Source organism: Streptomyces sp. NPDC029044, assembly GCF_040637495.1.
Lineage (GTDB): Bacteria > Actinomycetota > Actinomycetes > Streptomycetales > Streptomycetaceae > Streptomyces.
Genome location: NZ_JBEZWN010000072.1, coordinates 16311 through 33278, shown reverse-complemented (window position 1 = coordinate 33278; position 16968 = coordinate 16311). Strand labels below are relative to the sequence as shown.

The window sequence follows — 16968 nt, the reverse complement described above, 5'->3', positions numbered from 1 at the left end:
TTCACGCCGCGACGGGCTGCTTCGTCTCCGCCGCCCGGGCCGCGCCGCCCTCGCCGGGCGGCGGGCGGGGGCGCCGCCGCCCGCGGAGCAGTGGGAGCGGGCGTTGCTGCGGGTGCCGCCGGGCAGGGGCGCCGCGCTGGCAACCGCGCTCAAGAACGCGCAGGCCGCGCGGATGGCCGCCCGGGGGAGCGGGGCCGCTGTGTGGGTGCGGGTCGACCCGCCCGACATCGGGTGATGCGTGGCCTGTGACGGCGGTCGTCCCCTCGGACGGGTGCCTGGTCATCGGCCGGATGCGCGACTGCCCTCCCGGGGCGTACCGGGAGGGCAGGGCGGAGGCGCGTCAGCCGTTGCGCGGGCCGGGGAAAGCCGTGGGCCTCGCCTCGTCGCGGAGAGCGGGGCTGCCGGCTGTCGGCTGGGTGGGCATGGACCGGGCCGCGGGGACCGTCGGGACCGTGGGCAGGCCGGTGGTCACATTGACCGCGCGGCCGGCCGCGGGTGTCGGCTCCGGTGTGCGCTCCGGCTCGGGCGTGGCCGCCGGGGCCGTGGCCCGGCGGGAGCCGTAACGGCGGTGGACCGCCTGCTTGGTGACTCCGAGTGCAGAGCCGACCGCGTCCCACGAGAAGCCGAGTGAGCGGTCGAAGTCCACGGCCGCTGTGACCAGGGTTTCGACACTGTCCCGCAGCTCCTGGGCGAGGCGCACCGTCGGGGCGGGGGCGCGTCCGTAGACGACGAAGCCCGTGGAGGGGCCGGAGCGGCGCGGGCGGTAGACGTTGCCCAACTGGGCGGTGAGTGTGCGCAGTGCGTCCACCTGCCGGCGGACCCGCTCGATGTCCCGCACCAGCAAGTGCAGGCTGGCCCGAGCCTGGGCGTCGTGGGTTGCGTGGTCGGCCATGAACAAGCCTCTCGAACCGGCGATGAGATGAAAGGAATGGGCCGCGATCGCGGCCCGGTGTGGTCAACTCTGTCTTGACCAACGCGGATTCGCTCCGCTGGTCACGGTGTGGGGGCGCGGGGGCATATGCGTGCGCCCGTTTGCGCGGGGTGTGCGCCTTGGCCTTCGGCCTTCGGCGCTCGTCTCCCGCCCGCGCACCGCCCGTGGCGGTCGTTCACGTGGCCGAGCCCGCCTGGGGGGCTGAGTGCCGTCGGCGGCTTTCCGCCCCGGGCTCATAGACTTGGGCGCTGCCCGTCCGATTCCCGCCCCGAGAGGCCCCCACCACCCCATGAAGCTCGTCTTCGCCGGTACACCCGAGGTCGCCGTTCCCGCCCTGGACGCTCTGCTCGCCTCCGGACGGCACGAGGTGGCCGCCGTCGTCACGCGGCCCGACGCACCGGCCGGGCGCGGACGCAGGCTCGTCGCGTCGCCCGTCGCCGAGCGGGCGGAGGAGGCCGGGATCGAGGTACTGAAGCCGGCGAAGCCGAAAGACCCCGCGTTCCTGGAGCGGCTGCGGGAGATCGGACCGGACTGCTGTCCCGTCGTCGCCTACGGAGCCCTGCTGCCCCGGGTCGCGCTCGACATCCCCGCGCACGGCTGGGTCAATCTGCACTTCTCCCTGCTCCCGGCCTGGCGCGGTGCCGCGCCCGTGCAGCACGCCATCATGGCCGGCGACGAGATCACCGGGGCGTCGACGTTCCTGATCGAGGAGGGGCTCGACTCCGGGCCGGTGTACGGCACGGTGACCGAGGAGATCCGGGCCACCGACACCAGCGGGGACCTGCTGACCCGGCTGGCGTTCGCCGGTGCCGGGCTGCTCGCGGCGACCATGGACGGCATCGAGGACGGCACGCTGAAGGCCGTTCCGCAGCCGGCCGACGGGATCAGCCTCGCCCCGAAAGTCAACGTCGAGGACGCGCACCTCGACTGGAACGCACCCGCGCTGCGCGTCGACCGGATGGTGCGGGGCTGCACCCCGGCCCCCGGCGCCTGGACCACGTTCCGCGGTGAGCGGCTCAAGCTCATCCAGGTCGCCCCCGTGCCCGACCGCACGGACCTCGCCCCCGGGCAGATCGCCGCCGGGAAGAACAGCGTGCACGCAGGCACCGGCTCCCACGGCGTCGAGCTGCTGTGGGTGCAGGCCCAGGGCAAGAAGCCGATGCGGGCGGCGGACTGGGCCCGTGGGGTGCGCATCGGGGAGGGCGAGCGGCTCGGGGACTGACGCCGGAGCGGCCCCGGCCACCCGGCTTGCCGCCCCGCTGCCGGTCACGGACGGATCCCGGCGGCGTAGGCTGGACGGCGCACTTCTTCTCACCCCCGGAGCACCTTTTTCGTGAGCGAACAGCCCCGTCGAGCCCGCACGTCAGGCAAGCCCTACCGCCGGCCCAAGAAGGACCCCGTCCGCATCCTCGCCTTCGAGGCCCTGAGGGCCGTGGACGAGCGGGACGCCTACGCCAACCTCGTACTCCCGCCCCTGCTGCGCAAGGCGCGGGAGAAGGAGGGGCCCGAGACGTTCGACGCCCGGGACGCGGCGCTCGCCACCGAGCTGGTGTACGGGACGCTGCGGCGGCAGGGGACGTACGACGCGGTCCTCTCCCACTGCGTGGACCGGCCGCTCGGGGAGGTCGATCCGCCGGTGCTGGACGTGCTGAGCCTCGGCGCGCACCAGCTGCTCGGCACACGGATCCCGACGCACGCGGCCGTGTCCGCCACCGTCGAACTCGCCCGGGTCGTGCTCGGCGACGGCCGGGCCAAGTTCGTCAACGCCGTGCTGCGCAAGGTCGCGCAGGACGATCTGGACGGCTGGCTTGAGCGGGTCGCGCCGCCCTACGAGGACGACCCCGAGGACCATCTCGCCGTCGTGCACTCGCATCCCCGGTGGGTCGTGTCCGCGCTGTGGGACTCCCTCGGCGGCGGGCGCGACGGCGTGGAGGAGCTGCTGCGCGCCGACAACGAGCGGCCCGAGGTGACGCTGGTGGCGCGGCCCGGGCGGGCCACCGCCGAGGAGCTGCTCCACGAGGACGCCGCCGTGCCCGGGCGCTGGTCGCCCTACGCCGTGCGGCTGACCGAGGGCGGGGAGCCGGGTGCCATCGCCGCCGTGCGGGACGGGCGCGCGGGCGTGCAGGACGAGGGCAGCCAGCTCGTGGCGATCGCCCTCGCGGGCGCGCCCCTGGACGGGCCCGACCGGCGCTGGCTGGACGGATGCGCCGGACCCGGCGGCAAGGCGGCGCTGCTCGGCGCGCTGGCCGCCGAGCGGGGCGCGCTGCTGGTCGCCTCCGAGAAGCAGACCCATCGCGCCGGGCTGGTGGCCAGGGCCCTGGACGGCAACCCCGGGCCGTACCAGGTGATCGCCGCCGACGGGACCCGTCCGGCGTGGCGGCCCGGCAGTTTCGACCGGGTGCTGGTCGACGTACCGTGCACGGGCCTCGGTGCCCTGCGGCGCCGCCCGGAGGCACGCTGGCGGCGCCGCCCGGAGGACCTGGAGGGCTTCGCGCCGCTCCAGCGCGGGCTCCTGCGCACGGCCCTGGAGTCCGTGCGGGTCGGCGGCATCGTGGGCTACGCGACCTGCTCGCCGCACCTCGCCGAGACCCGGGCCGTCGTCGCCGACGTGCTCAAACAGCACCCGGACACCGACCTCGTCGACGCCCGGCCGCTGCTGCCCGGCGTACCGGACCTCGGCGAGGGGCCCGACGTGCAGCTGTGGCCCCATCTGCACGGGACCGACGCGATGTACCTGGCGCTCATCCGCCGGACCGGCTGACCGGCGCCCTGGTGCCCATCCGCTGGAGCGGCTGACCGGCGCCCTGTGCTCATCCACCGGACCGGCTGACCCGCGCCCTGGTGCTCATCCGTTGGACCGGCTGACCTGCGCCCCGGTGCTCATCTGCCGGACCGGCTGACCGGGCCCCGGTGCTCATCTGCCGACCGGCTGACTGGCGCCCCGGTGCTCATCCGTTCGACCGGCTGACTGGCGCCCTGGTGCTCATCTGCCGGACCGGCTGACCCGGGCCCCGGTGCTCATCTGCCGGACCGGCTGACCCGGGCCCCGGTGCTCATCTGCCGGACCGGCTGACCCGGGCCCCGGTGCTCATCCGCCGGAGCGGCTGACCCGCGCCCCGGCGCTCTCCCGGGCTGCGGCACCGCCGTCCTCGCGGGCCAGCCGGTGCGGCCACCACACCTTCGGGCCGACGTCCATGAACAGGGACGTCACCAGCACCGAGCGCACGATGAAGGTGTCGATGAGGACGCCGAGGGCGACCGCGAAGCCGATCTCGGCGAAGGCCACCATCGGGAGCGTGCCGAGGGCCGCGAACGTGCCGGCCAGCACCAGGCCCGCCGAGGTGATGACCGCGCCGGTGGCGGCCAGGCCGGTGACCACGCCCGGCCTGGTGCCCTGGCGGGCCGCCTCCTCGCGGATGCGGGTGGTCAGGAAGATGTTGTAGTCGATGCCCAGGGCGACCAGGAACACGAACACGAACAACGGGAAGTCGGTCGCCTCGCCCGCGTAGTCGAAGACGTACCGAAACGCGAGCGCGCTGATGCCGAGGGCGGCCGTGAACGACAGGATCACCGTGCCGATCAGCAGCAGCGGGGCGATCAGGGCCCGGAGCAGGACGCAGAGGATCAGCAGGACGACCACCAGCACCAGCGGGATGATCAGCACGTTGTCGTGCGTGGTCGCCTCGTCCATGTCGAGCAGGGCCGCCGTACCGCCGCCCACCTGGGCGTCGGCCTCCGGCACCGCGTGCACGGCGTCCCGCACCCGCTCCACCGTCTGCTTGGCGGCCTCGCTGTCCGCCGGGGCGGTCATGGTGGCCTCGAAGAGGACCTTGCCCTCGAAGGCCGGTTTCGTGCCGGGCGGCAGACCGAGGGACTGGGGGACCACCCCCGGAGTCCCGGCGACCGCGCGGCCCACCTGAACGGCCTGCGCCTGGTTGCTGACGACGACCAGCGGATCCCCGCTGCCCGCCGGGAAGTAGCGCGCGGACACCTCCTGGCCGGTGATGGAGTCCGGCTCGCCGGTGAAGGCGTCCGCGTTGCCGATGCCCTCCGCGCGCAACTGGATCAGGCCCAGGGAGCAGACCGCCAGGGCGAGCGCCGTGACGGCCCAGGTCATGCGAGGGCGGCGGGCGATACGGCGGCCCGTGCGCGCCCAGATGCCGCGCTCGGTCGGTTCGGGGGAGCCCAGGTGCGGGACCACCGGCCAGAAGATCCACCGGCCGAAGATCACCAGCAGCGCCGGGAACAGGCTCATCATCGCGAGCAGGGCGACGGCGACACCGATCGCGGCGACCGGGCCCAGGCCGCTGGTCGAGTTCATCTCGGCGGTCAGCAGCACCAGCATGCTCAGGACGACCGTCGCGCCCGAGGCGAGCACGGCAGGACCGGCGCGGTGCAGGGCCAGGGCCATCGCCTCGTGCCGGTCCTCGTGGCGGCGCAGCTCCTCCCGGTAGCGGGCGACCAGCAGCAGGGCGTAGTCCGTCCCGGCGCCGAAGACGAGCACCGTGAGGATGCCGGCGCTCTGCCCGTTGACCGTGAGGCCGGCGTGCTCGGCCAGCACGTAGATCAGCGCCTGGGAGGTGAACAGCGCGCAGACCACCGCGACCAGGGGGACCAGCAGCAGCGTCAGGCTGCGGTAGGTGATGAGCAGCATGACGATGACGACGGTCATCGCCGCGAACAGCAGCGTCGAGTCGATGCCCTCGAAGGCCTCCGCGAAGTCCGCCGAGGTGCCGCCCGGGCCGGTGATGTGCACGCTCAGCCCGCCGCCGCCCGTCCCGACGTCGTCCCGGATGGACTCCACGGCCGGTGAGATCCGCTCCCAGCCCTCCTCGTCCATCAGGATCGGCACGAACACCTGCGCCGCCCGCGGATCGGTCTGCCGGTCGAACACCGGCCCCCGCGTCTGCTCACCGATGATGCCGTGGTCACGCAGCTGCTTGAGCTGCGAGACGTCCTCGGCGATCTCCGCCCGGTCCCGCGCCGTCAGGCCGCTGTCCCGCGCGTAGATCACCACCGCCGGGATCTGCTCCGGCCGGAAGTCCTCGGAGATCTCCAGCACCTGCGTCGACTCCGCGGACCCCGGCAGCCAGGACGCCGCGTCGTTGTCCTGGGCGTCGGTCAGCTTCATGGCGAACGGCGCGGCGATGAACAGCACTACCACCCAGAAGACCAGCACGAGCCACTTGGCCCGCCGCCCGCACACGAGATGCGCAACACCCTGTTTCATGACCACCCCCTCCGCGGGGCCACCCGATAGGGGGCGCGGGGAACTGCGCGACCAGCCACAGGCGGCCCGCAGCCGGCGGACAACCATGACCACCCGGGACCGATGCCCACAACCCCCGGAGGGCATGGCAGTCTTAGGACATGGCCGCGCAGATCAACCCCAGCATCCTGTCCGCAGACTTCGCCCGCCTCGCGGACGAGGCGAAGGCCGTGGAAGGAGCCGACTGGCTCCACGTCGACGTCATGGACAACCATTTCGTCCCGAACCTCACGCTCGGCGTGCCGGTCGTAGAGTCGCTCGCCCGTGCGACGGACACCCCGCTGGACTGCCACCTGATGATCGAGGCCCCCGATCGCTGGGCGCCCCAGTACGTGGAAGCGGGGGCCGGTTCCGTCACCTTCCACGTCGAGGCCGCCGCCGCTCCCGTCCGGCTCGCCCGTGAGATCCGGGCCAAGGGTGCCCGGGCCTCCATGGCGCTGAAGCCCGCCACCCCCATCGAGCCGTACGAGGACCTGCTCCCCGAGCTCGACATGCTGCTGATCATGACGGTTGAACCGGGCTTCGGGGGACAGGCCTTCCTCGACATCATGCTTCCGAAGATTCGCCGCACCCGCGAGTTGATCAGCAAGCACGGACTGGAGCTCTGGCTCCAGGTCGACGGCGGAGTTTCCGCTTCCACCATCGAGCGGTGCGCGGACGCCGGAGCCGACGTCTTCGTGGCCGGATCGGCGGTCTACGGGGCAAACGACCCGGCAGAGGCGGTACGTGCACTACGCACCCAGGCGGAGGCGACGACGGCGAAGGCCTCCTGGGCCTGCGACCACTGAGCCACAGCAAAGTGAACGGCTCTCATCAGGGCTGATCATCCGCGCCGGATCTGCAAGGATGAACGGCGAATCCAGAGTGTGAACAGCAGTGAGGAGATCGCCGTGTCGGGTATGTCGGCGGGCCGGTCAGCCATGCGGATGGGACCCGCTGAGCTGGTGCAGGCGGCGGCCATGGCCCGCCGCTTCTACCTCGAGGGCAAATCCAAGATCCAGATCGCGGAGGAGTTCGGCGTCAGCCGCTTCAAGGTGGCCCGGGTTCTGGAGACCGCCCTCGAACGGGATCTCGTACGTATCGAGATCCGTGTGCCTGCGGAGCTGGACGCCGAGCGCTCGGACGCGCTCCGCGCCCGCTACGGCCTCAGGCACGCCGTCGTGGTCGAGTCGCCGGCCGAGGCCGAGGAGACGCCCGACCCCGAGAACCTGGGAGAGGTGGCCGCCGACCTGCTCGGCGAACTGGTCGACGAAGGTGATGTGCTGGGTCTGGCCTGGGGCCGCTCCACCATCCACATGGCGGCGGCGCTCGACCGGCTGCCACCGTGCACGGTGGTGCAGCTGACGGGCGTGTACGACGCCGGGACCGCAGAGCGCGGCTCGGTGGAGGCGGTGCGCCGTGCAGCCCAGGTGTCCGGCGGCGACGCCCACCCCATCTACGCCCCGATGCTGCTGCCCGACGCGGCCACGGCAACGGCGCTGCGCAACCAGACGGGGATCGCCCGGGCCTTCGAGCACTTCGACAAGGTCACCGTCGCCTGTGTCTCCATCGGGTCCTGGGAGCCGGGCATCTCCACGGTGCACGACATGCTCAGCGACGAGGAGCGGGCGCACTACGCCTCCCTCGGGGTCGCCGCCGAGATGTCCGCGCACCTCTTCGACGCCGAGGGGCGTCGGGTCGGCCGGGACCTGGGTGAGCGGTGCATCACGGTGAAGGCGGACCAGCTCCGCCGGATCCCCGAGGTCGTCGCGATCGCGGGCGGGCAGCGCAAGGGACCCGCGATCGACGCCGTGCTGCGGTCCGGGCTCGTCACCAGCCTCGTGACGGACACCTCGGCCGCGGACTACCTGATGACGGCCGGCCCGGCGCCGAAGTCCGCGCTCAACCGGTCCGACCCGGACGGGGTCTGACGGATGGCCGGGGAGCCGCGCGGGGTGCCGGACGACCCGGCGGGCCGGATCGTGGTCGTCCTGGACCTGAGCGGGGTCACGGACAAGGCGGCCTTCATGGACCGCTGCGCCCGTGACCTGGCCCTGCCCGGCTGGTTCGGCCGCAACTGGGACGCCCTCGCCGACTCCATGGCCGATCCCGCCCTCTGGCCCGAGGGGGCCGGGGAGCGGGGCCTGCTGGTCGTCGTCCAGGGCTGGCGGGCGTACGCCGAGACGCGGCCCGAGGAGTGGCAGGTCGCCGAGGAGATCTTCGCCGAGGCGACGGACCGGGGTCCCGGGCTGTTCGTGACCCTCGGCCTTGGAGAATCCTCCGAGAGCCCACCTGACCAGCCTGGATGATCTGCTGGGGGTGGTTCGGGCGGCGGCCATGGGAGAATGAAGTACGTGCTCTTTCCCCCTGGCCGGCCGGTCCGGGGGTCACCTCTGATCGACTGGGATGTGCAGCACGTGCGTTTCCTCAATGACATCCAGCCCGGGTACGACCTGACGTACGACGACGTCTTCATGGTGCCGAGCCGCTCCTCGGTGGGCTCGCGGCAGGCCGTCGACCTCAGCTCCCCGGACGGCACGGGCACCACCATCCCGCTCGTCGTCGCCAACATGACCGCCATCGCCGGCCGCCGGATGGCCGAAACCGTGGCCCGCCGCGGCGGCCTCGTGGTGATACCGCAGGACATTCCGAACGACGTGGTCACCGACGTCGTCTCCTGGGTGAAGAGCCGGCATCTGGTGCTGGACACCCCGATCGTCCTGTCCCCGCATCAGACCGTCGCGGACGCGCTGGCCCTGCTGCCCAAGCGGGCGCACAACGCCGGTGTGGTCGTCGACAGCGACCACAAGCCGGTCGGCGTGGTCACCGACGCCGACCTGTCCGGCGTGGACCGCTTCACGCAGCTCGCCGAGGTCATGTCCCGGGACCTGCTGCTCATCGACGCGGACATGGACCCGGGCCAGGCCTTCAACACCCTCGACCACGCCAACCGCCGCTACGCCCCCGCGGTCAACGGGGACGGCACCCTCGCGGGCATCCTGACCCGCAAGGGCGCCCTGCGCGCCACGCTCTACACGCCGGCCACCGACGCCCGGGGGAGGCTCCGCATCGCCGCCGCGGTCGGCATCAACGGCGACGTCGCGGGCAAGGCCCAGCAGCTGCTGGACGCAGGGGTCGACGCGCTCGTCATCGACACGGCGCACGGCCACCAGGAGTCGATGATCAGCGCCCTGAAGCTGGTGCGTGACCTCGACCCGCAGGTGCCGGTCGTCGCGGGCAACGTGGTCGCCGCCGCGGGTGTGCGCGACCTGATCGAGGCCGGCGCGGACATCGTCAAGGTCGGCGTCGGCCCCGGCGCCATGTGCACCACGCGCATGATGACCGGCGTCGGCCGGCCGCAGTTCTCCGCCGTCCTGGAATGCGCCGCCGAGGCGAAGAAGTACGGCAAGCACGTCTGGGCCGACGGCGGTGTCCGCCACCCGCGCGACGTGGCCATGGCCCTCGCGGCCGGCGCGTCCAACGTGATGGTCGGCTCCTGGTTCGCGGGCACCTACGAGTCCCCGGGCGACCTCCAGCACGACGCCCAGGGCCGCGCCTACAAGGAGTCCTTCGGCATGGCCTCCGCACGTGCCGTCCGCAACCGCACCTCGGAGGAGTCGGCGTACGACCGCGCCCGCAAGGCACTCTTCGAGGAGGGCATCTCCACCTCCCGCATGTTCCTCGACCCGGCCCGCCCGGGCGTCGAGGACCTGATCGACTCGATCATCGCGGGCGTCCGCTCCTCCTGCACCTACGCCGGCGCGGGCTCCCTGGAGGAGTTCGCCGAGAAGGCCATCGTCGGCATCCAGAGCGCGGCCGGCTACGCGGAGGGCAAGCCCCTGCACGCCAGTTGGAGCTGACCGCCTCGACGCCCCTGCGCACGGCCCCCGTCGACCCGCCCCGCGGGGCGTCCGGGGGCCGTTCCGTTGCGTCGCCGGGGTCCTGCGGACAGTGCCGATGCAACACTCGACAGCCGCCCCGCAACGAACACCCGCCCTGCACCGGGGAACGCAATGATCTTGCGGGTATGCGCAAGGTTGCTGCATTTCACCAGCAACGCCGTTGCTCATAGGCTGTCGCCTCGTACGTGGCGTGGCGGGGACTCCGCTCGGTGGGTCCCTGCTCAAGGGTGCCCGCGGTCCCCGCCGCCCTGACCGGCAGCGAAAAGGAGCCAGCGCGTGCTCGACCAAGGCGCACCCCCGCAGAACCCAGGCCAGACAGCCGCATCCGCGTCCCCCGGCATCGGTGCGCGCCTCATGCGCCGCAAGCCGGTGGAACGCCTGGTCGCGGAGGGTGGTCAGGGCGAGGGAGGCTCGCTGCGCCGCACCCTCGGGCTGTGGCAGCTCACCATGATCAGCATCGGTGCCACCCTCGGCACCGGTATCTTCGTCGTGCTCGGCGAGGCCGTCCCCAAGGCGGGCCCGGCCGTCACGCTCTCCTTCGTCATCGCCGGTCTCACCGCCCTCTTCTCGGCCCTGTCCTACGCCGAACTCGCCGGCTCCATCCCGGTCTCCGGCTCCTCGTACTCGTATGCGTACGCAACGATGGGCGAGCTGATCGCTTGGATATGCGGCTGGTGCCTGGTCCTGGAGTACGGCGTGTCGGTCGCCGCCGTCGCCGTCGGCTGGGGCGAGTACCTCAACGAACTCCTCGACGGGACCATCGGCGTCACCATCCCGGCCGCCCTGTCCGCCCCACCCGGCGACGGCGGCGTGTTCAACCTGCCGGCCCTGATCGTCGTGCTGCTCGCGATGGCGTTCCTGCTGGGCGGCGCCCGCGAGTCCGCCCGCGCCAACACCGTCATGGTCGTCGTGAAGATCGCCGCACTGGTGATGTTCTGCGCCATCGGCGTGCAGGGCTTCCGCTCCGGCAACTACGAGAACTTCATGCCGCTCGGCATGGCGGGCGTCAGCGCCGCCGGTGCCACCCTGTTCTTCTCCTACATCGGCTTCGACGCCGCCTCCACCGCCGGTGAGGAGGCGAAGAACGCCCAGCGCGACCTGCCGCGCGCGATCATGCTGTCGCTGGTCGTCGTCACCGCCCTGTACGTCCTCGTCGCGGCCGTCGCCGTCGGTGCCAAGCCGTGGCAGAACTTCACCGACTCCGAGGCCGCCCTCGCCCAGATCATGCGCGAGGTCACCGGCCAGACCTTCTGGGGCACGCTGCTCGCCTTCTGCGCCGTCATCGCCATCGCGAGCGTCGTCCTGACCGTGCTGTACGGCCAGACCCGCATCCTGTTCGCCATGTCCCGCGACGGTCTGGTGCCCAAGGTGTTCGCCAAGGTCCACCCGAAGACCGGCGCCCCGCGCGCCAACACCCTGATCGTGTCGCTCTTCTGCGGTGTCCTGGCCGCCGCGATCCCGCTCGGGCAGCTCGCCGACGCCACCAGCATCGGCACCCTGTTCGCCTTCGCCCTCGTCAACGTGGCCGTCGTGGTGCTGCGCCGGACCAAGCCGGACATGCCCCGCACCTTCCGGGTCCCGCTCTCCCCGGTCCTGCCCGCGCTGGGCTTCGCCTTCTGCATCTGGATGATGGGCAGTCTGTCGACCGTGACCTGGGTGGTCTTCGGTGTCTGGATGGCCGCCGGGCTCGTGTTCTACTTCGTGTACGGCTTCCGCCGTTCCCGACTCGCGCCACCCGAGAAGTGATCGACCCACTGTGCTGAACGATCTCGACGAACGCATCGTGCACGCCCTCGCCGAGGACGCCCGCCGCTCCTACGCCGACATCGGCTCGCTCGTCGGCCTGTCCGCGCCCGCCGTGAAACGGCGCGTGGACCGGCTGCGGGCCACCGGAGCCATCACCGGCTTCACCGTACGGGTGGATCCGGGCGCCCTCGGCTGGGAGACCGAGGGGTTCGTCGAGATCTACTGCCGCGGGAACACCTCCCCGGAGACCATCCAGCGCGGTCTGGAGCGCTACCAGGAGGTCGTGGCCGCGTCCACCGTCACGGGGGACGCGGACGCGATCGTCCAGGTCTTCGCCTCCGACATGCGCCACTTCGAACGGGTCCTGGAGCGGATCGCCGGGGAGCCGTTCGTCGAGCGGACCAAGTCCGTGCTCGTGCTCTCGCCGCTGCTGCGGCGCTTCTCGTCCGGATCGCCCACATAACTCCGTGGCCCGCTCCGCCGGACACCTCTAGCCTGGGTGTCATGACCTGGCGACATTGATCCACCAGCCGTGCCTCCCGAGGACCGCCTCGGACGCCGTACCTCCGGCGTCCGATCCGTCCTTCCGGGAAGGCCTCATGACACTCTCACCCGCGCGCGTGCCCGCCACCGGCGTCCGCCGTCTGACGCGCACGCTGTACGGCTACGCGTTCCTCGACGACTTCGTCCTGCTCTACCCGGTGTACGCGCTGCTGTTCGCCGACACCGGCCTGTCGCTCTGGCAGATCTCCTCCCTGTTCGCCCTGTGGTCGATCACCGGCGTGGTGCTCGAAGTGCCCTCCGGCGCCTGGGCCGACGCCGTCTCGCGTCGCAGACTGCTGTGGATCGGCCCGCTGCTCACCGCCGCCGGCTTCGCGCTGTGGGTGGCCGTCCCGTCGTACGGGGCCTTCGCGGTGGGCTTCGTCCTGTGGGGCGCGGGTGGGGCGCTCGGCTCCGGCGCTCTGGAGGCGCTGGTCTACGACGAGCTGGACCGGCTCGGTGCCGCCGACACGTACGCGCGGACCATGGGCCGGGCCCGGGCCGCCCGACTGCTGGGCACCGTGGCCTCGATCGGCCTGGCGGGGCCCGTCTTCGCGCAGGGCGGCTACGCGGCCGTCGGAGCCGCCAGCTTCCTGGCCTGTGTGCTGACCGCCGCCACCGCGACCCGGTTCCCCGAGCACCGGGTGCGGGCGGAGAACACGGGTGACACCTGGGCGACGACCCTGCGGACCGGACTCGCCGAGATCCGGCAGGACCGTTCGGTCCGCGGAGCCTTGCTGCTGGTCCCGGCCGTGGCCGCGGTGTGGGGCGCGCTCGACGAGTACACCCCCCTGCTGGTCCGCGACATCGGGGTCGCCGAGGCGACGGTGCCCTACCTGATCATGCTCATCTGGGCCGGCGTCACCCTCGGCAGCCTCCTGGCCGGACCGGCCGAACGCCTCGGCACGGGCGGGCTCGCGGTGCTGCTCGCGGGCGCCGCCCTCGGCCTGGCCGTGGGAGCCGCGTCCCGCTCCCTGGCCGGAATCGCCCTCGTGAGCCTCGCCTTCGCCGGGTTCCAGCTGGCCGAGGTACTCGCCGACGTCCGTCTCCAGCACCGCATCGACGAGTCCCGCCGGGCCACGGTGACGTCCGTGGCGAACCTGGGCACCGAGCTGGCGACCGTCGCCACGTTCGGCGTGTACGCCCTGCTCGGCACGGACCTGCCGCACGGCACGGTCTTCGCGGTGCTGGCGGTTCCCTACCTGGTGACGGCCCTGGTACTGGCTAGAGCTCGGGCTGCCACGGCACGACCCTGAAGTCGCCCGTTCCTCTCGCGACCTTCTCGAAGGGGGCGGAGCTCACGCAGCGGGGCGGCTCGTCGCCCTCGCCGGGGCGGCCCGTCGAGGCCCAGCTGTAGCCGAGCCGGTCGTGGTGGCCGAGGTCGTGGACGGTGACGCCGACCCGCTCGCCCTCGGCGCCCGGCAGGTCCGACTCGGTGATCACACCGGAGACGACGGCCACCTTGCCGCCGGTGATCAGGCAGTCGACCTCGACCTCCGCTCGGGCGCCGGAGCCGTTCAGGTAGTGGCTGAACTCGAACGTGCCGGTGGCCTTCATCGGATCGTCCTTGTCCTTCGCGGCCAGATGCGCGTCGAACGAGAACGTGATGTCGTCCCCGGCCGAGCGGTACAGCTCGGCGGTGCCGGTGAGGGCCGCGGCCTCCCGCTGCCGGGGCGCGTCCGACGCGGTCGCGGCCGAGGCCACCCCGGCGGTGAGCAGCAGCGCGGAGCCGAGCACGACGATCTTCGTACGGCGCTTCATTTCGGTCCTTTCCGCAGGTCGACCGGACAGCTCCCACTCTCCCGGCCGGGTGCGGCCGGGACATCGAGCGCGGGGCGGGACCCCGTCTCCGCCGAGCGGCGGGGGAGGCGGGACTCAGCCCGGCTCCGAGAAGGAGCCGGGCTACGACTCAGGGCGCGCAACGAATCGCCGCCCGCCCCCCGACGCACGCAACGAACCGTTCACCGGCGCGCAACGGCTCCTTCTTGTCCACCCTGGTCAGCCGCCCGTACCGTCTACGTGGCCCCTCCAACCACCCTTCCGCCCGGTGAGGAACACCCATGCGCACCGCCCTGCTCCAGAGCTCCGGCCGACCCGGCTCCACCGTCGAGAACCTCAAGGTGCTCGACGCGGCCGCCGGCCGGGCCGCCGCCGCGGGCGCGGGGCTGCTCGTGACGCCGGAGATGTTCCTGACCGGGTACGCGATCGGCGACGCCGTCGGCCGTCTCGCCGAGCCCGCCGACGGCGAGTGCGCGGACGCGATCGCCGAGATCGCGACGCGCCACGGCCTGGCGGTCGTCTACGCGTACCCCGAGCGCGACGGCGACGCCGTCTTCAACTCCGCCCAGCTGATCTCCGCCGACGGCACCCGGCTCGCGAACTACCGCAAGACCCACCTCTTCGGCTGTTTCGAGCGCGACCACTTCACGCCCGGCGACCAGCAGATCGTCCAGGCCGACATCGACGGCGTCCGCGTCGGCATCCTCATCTGCTACGACGTGGAGTTCCCGGAGAACGTCCGGGCCCACGCCCTCGCCGGCACCGACCTGCTGGTCGTGCCGACCGCGCAGATGCACCCGTTCCAGTTCGTCGCCGAGTCGATGATCCCGGTACGCGCCTTCGAGAGCCAGATGTACGTCGCGTACGTCAACCGGGCAGGACAGGAGGGCGAGTTCGAGTTCGTGGGCCTGTCCACGCTGGCCGGACCGGACGGGATCGCCCGCACCCGGGCCGGACGCGGTGAGGACCTCGTCCTCGCCGACGTCGATCCCGCCTTCCTCGCCGCCTCGCGCGAGGCCAACCCGTATCTGCTCGACCGGCGTCCCGGCCTCTACGGGCCGCTCGTCTGACCACCCCCGCTGAACCGCCCGTTCGTACCCGCGCAAGGAGTCCGTACCCCATGACGTCCACCGTGCCCAACGCCGTCGAGCACGCAGACGCGCAGCAGCCGCCGATCACCATGTTCGGCCCGGACTTCCCGTACGCCTATGACGACTTCCTCGCCCACCCGGCGGGCCTCGGGCAGATACCCGCGACCGGACACGGCACGGAGGTCGCGATCATCGGCGGCGGCCTGTCCGGCATCGTCGCCGCGTACGAGCTGATGAAGATGGGCCTCAAGCCGGTCGTGTACGAGGCCGACCAGATCGGCGGCCGGCTGCGGACGGTGGGCTTCGACGGCTGCGACGAGTCCCTCACGGCCGAGATGGGCGCGATGCGCTTCCCGCCCTCCTCCACGGCCCTCCAGCACTACATCGACCTCGTCGGCCTCCAGACCCGGTCCTTCCCCAACCCCCTCGCCGAGGCGACCCCGTCGACCGTCGTCGACCTCAAGGGCGAGTCGCACTACGCCGAGACGATCGCCGACCTGCCCCAGGTCTACCGGGACGTCGCCGAGGCCTGGAGCCGGTGCCTGGAGGAGGGCGCCGACTTCTCCGACATGAACCGCGCCCTGCGCGAGCGGGACGTGCCGCGCATCCGCGAGATCTGGTCCCGGCTCGTCGAGAAGCTCGACAACCAGACCTTCTACGGCTTCCTCTGCGACTCCGAGGCGTTCAAGTCCTTCCGGCACCGCGAGATCTTCGGCCAGGTCGGCTTCGGCACGGGCGGCTGGGACACCGACTTCCCCAACTCCATCCTGGAGATCCTGCGCGTCGTCTACACCGAGGCCGACGACCACCACCGCGGCATCGTCGGCGGCTCTCAGCAGCTGCCGCTGCGCCTGTGGGAGCGCGAGCCGCAGAAGATCGTGCACTGGGCCCAGGGCACCTCGCTCGCGAGCCTGCACGAGGGCGGCGAGCCCCGCCCGGCCGTGACCCGGCTGCACCGCACCGCGGGCAACCGCATCACGGTGACCGACGCCGACGGCGACATCCGCACCTTCCAGGCGGCGATCTTCACCGCCCAGTCCTGGATGCTGCTGTCGAAGATCGCCTGCGACGACTCGCTCTTCCCGATCGACCACTGGACGGCGATCGAGCGCACGCACTACATGGAGAGCTCCAAGCTGTTCGTGCCGGTGGACCGGCCGTTCTGGCTGGACAAGGACGAGGAGACCGGCCGGGACGTCATGTCGATGACGCTCACCGACCGTATGACGCGCGGTACTTACCTGCTCGACGACGGCCCGGACAAGCCCGCGGTCATCTGCCTCTCCTACACCTGGTGCGACGACAGCCTGAAGTGGCTGCCGCTGTCCGCGAACGAGCGGATGGAGGTCATGCTGAAGTCGCTCGGCGAGATCTATCCCAAGGTGGACATCCGCAAGCACATCATCGGCAACCCGGTCACGGTCTCCTGGGAGAACGAGCCCTACTTCATGGGCGCGTTCAAGGCCAACCTCCCCGGCCACTACCGCTACCAGCGGCGCCTGTTCACGCACTTCATGCAGGACCGGCTCCCGGAGGACAAGCGCGGCATCTTCCTCGCCGGCGACGACATCTCCTGGACGGCCGGCTGGGCCGAGGGCGCCATCCAGACCGCCCTCAACGCGGTCTGGGGCGTCATGCACCACCTCGGCGGCACGACCGACCCGACCAACCCGGGCCCCGGCGACGTCTACGACGAAATCGCCCCCGTGGAACTGCCGGAGGACTGAGCTG

The 16968-nt window shown here is 72.1% G+C and carries 15 protein-coding genes; 12 read left to right on the top strand and 3 right to left on the bottom strand.

The features are described from left to right. Positions 1-235 (top strand): hypothetical protein (locus AB0E85_RS34430; protein ID WP_361935774.1); only part of this gene is annotated, 235 nt, incomplete at its 5' end. Positions 236-340: 105 nt separating this feature from the next. Here the strand turns inward: AB0E85_RS34430 and AB0E85_RS34425 are convergent. Beyond that, positions 341-892 carry a hypothetical protein gene (locus AB0E85_RS34425; RefSeq protein WP_184843756.1) on the bottom strand — a complete coding sequence of 184 codons (552 nt, stop codon included), beginning with the start codon at positions 890-892 and terminating at the stop codon, positions 341-343. 328 nt (positions 893-1220) lie between these two features. On the opposite strand from AB0E85_RS34425, the gene fmt reads away from it, so the two are divergent. Together fmt and AB0E85_RS34415 are read left to right on the top strand one after the other, a co-directional pair. Beyond that, on the top strand, positions 1221-2153 hold the full coding sequence (gene fmt / locus AB0E85_RS34420) for a methionyl-tRNA formyltransferase (protein WP_361935771.1): 933 nt from the start codon (positions 1221-1223) through the stop codon (positions 2151-2153). 111 nt (positions 2154-2264) lie between these two features. Further along, positions 2265-3692: a transcription antitermination factor NusB gene (locus tag AB0E85_RS34415; RefSeq protein WP_361935768.1), complete on the top strand. Its 1428-nt coding sequence runs from the start codon at positions 2265-2267 to the stop codon at positions 3690-3692. A gap of 327 nt (positions 3693-4019) precedes the next feature. On the opposite strand, the gene AB0E85_RS34410 is transcribed toward AB0E85_RS34415, so the two are convergent. After that, positions 4020-6161: an MMPL family transporter gene (locus AB0E85_RS34410; protein ID WP_361935765.1), complete on the bottom strand. Its 2142-nt coding sequence runs from the start codon at positions 6159-6161 to the stop codon at positions 4020-4022. Positions 6162-6301: 140 nt separating this feature from the next. Here AB0E85_RS34410 and rpe point away from each other — a divergent pair, with 140 nt between their 5' ends. The 7 genes from rpe to AB0E85_RS34375 all read left to right on the top strand — a co-directional run bounded on the left by rpe (position 6302) and on the right by AB0E85_RS34375 (position 13623). After that, positions 6302-6988, top strand: a complete 687-nt coding sequence (gene rpe / locus AB0E85_RS34405; RefSeq protein ID WP_184561535.1) for a ribulose-phosphate 3-epimerase — start codon at positions 6302-6304, stop codon at positions 6986-6988. Positions 6989-7066: 78 nt separating this feature from the next. Next, a complete protein-coding gene (locus AB0E85_RS34400) occupies positions 7067-8110 on the top strand; it encodes a sugar-binding domain-containing protein (RefSeq protein WP_361935762.1) in 1044 nt (347 codons plus the stop codon). A 24-nt stretch (positions 8111-8134) separates the two neighbouring features. Beyond that, positions 8135-8488, top strand: a complete 354-nt coding sequence (locus tag AB0E85_RS34395) for a barstar family protein (RefSeq protein ID WP_361935779.1) — start codon at positions 8135-8137, stop codon at positions 8486-8488. A 108-nt stretch (positions 8489-8596) separates the two neighbouring features. Beyond that, positions 8597-10039 (top strand): GuaB1 family IMP dehydrogenase-related protein, encoded by a 1443-nt coding sequence (locus AB0E85_RS34390; protein WP_361935760.1) that lies wholly within the window; start codon positions 8597-8599, stop codon positions 10037-10039. A gap of 318 nt (positions 10040-10357) precedes the next feature. After that, positions 10358-11827 carry an amino acid permease gene (locus AB0E85_RS34385; protein WP_361935758.1) on the top strand — a complete coding sequence of 490 codons (1470 nt, stop codon included), beginning with the start codon at positions 10358-10360 and terminating at the stop codon, positions 11825-11827. A gap of 10 nt (positions 11828-11837) precedes the next feature. Beyond that, positions 11838-12290, top strand: a complete 453-nt coding sequence (locus AB0E85_RS34380) for an Lrp/AsnC family transcriptional regulator (RefSeq protein ID WP_033309687.1) — start codon at positions 11838-11840, stop codon at positions 12288-12290. 136 nt (positions 12291-12426) lie between these two features. After that, entirely contained in the window at positions 12427-13623 is a 1197-nt protein-coding gene (locus AB0E85_RS34375; protein WP_361935754.1) for an MFS transporter, read from the top strand. Here AB0E85_RS34375 and AB0E85_RS34370 read toward each other — a convergent pair. Beyond that, complete coding sequence (locus AB0E85_RS34370; protein WP_361935751.1) at positions 13592-14128, bottom strand: Repetin; 537 nt, start codon at positions 14126-14128, stop codon at positions 13592-13594. The two genes, AB0E85_RS34375 and AB0E85_RS34370, sit on opposite strands and share 32 nt — an antisense overlap. A gap of 299 nt (positions 14129-14427) precedes the next feature. Between AB0E85_RS34370 and AB0E85_RS34365 the strand changes: the two genes are divergently transcribed. Beyond that, complete coding sequence (locus tag AB0E85_RS34365; RefSeq protein WP_361935748.1) at positions 14428-15216, top strand: carbon-nitrogen hydrolase family protein; 789 nt, start codon at positions 14428-14430, stop codon at positions 15214-15216. 50 nt (positions 15217-15266) lie between these two features. Then, positions 15267-16964: an NAD(P)/FAD-dependent oxidoreductase gene (locus AB0E85_RS34360; protein WP_361935745.1), complete on the top strand. Its 1698-nt coding sequence runs from the start codon at positions 15267-15269 to the stop codon at positions 16962-16964. Positions 16965-16968: the final 4 nt, after the last annotated feature.

Excerpts from the sequence above, each read along its gene's own strand:
- AB0E85_RS34365 (WP_361935748.1), top strand. The coding sequence starts at position 14,428 with ATGCGCACCGCCCTGCTCCAGAGCTCCGGCCGACCCGGCTCCACCGTC.
- rpe (WP_184561535.1), top strand. The coding sequence starts at position 6,302 with ATGGCCGCGCAGATCAACCCCAGCATCCTGTCCGCAGACTTCGCCCGC.
- AB0E85_RS34375 (WP_361935754.1), top strand. The coding sequence starts at position 12,427 with ATGACACTCTCACCCGCGCGCGTGCCCGCCACCGGCGTCCGCCGTCTG.
- AB0E85_RS34370 (WP_361935751.1), bottom strand. The coding sequence starts at position 14,128 with ATGAAGCGCCGTACGAAGATCGTCGTGCTCGGCTCCGCGCTGCTGCTC.
- AB0E85_RS34360 (WP_361935745.1), top strand. The coding sequence starts at position 15,267 with ATGACGTCCACCGTGCCCAACGCCGTCGAGCACGCAGACGCGCAGCAG.
- AB0E85_RS34410 (WP_361935765.1), bottom strand. The coding sequence starts at position 6,161 with ATGAAACAGGGTGTTGCGCATCTCGTGTGCGGGCGGCGGGCCAAGTGG.
- fmt (WP_361935771.1), top strand. The coding sequence starts at position 1,221 with ATGAAGCTCGTCTTCGCCGGTACACCCGAGGTCGCCGTTCCCGCCCTG.
- AB0E85_RS34425 (WP_184843756.1), bottom strand. The coding sequence starts at position 892 with ATGGCCGACCACGCAACCCACGACGCCCAGGCTCGGGCCAGCCTGCAC.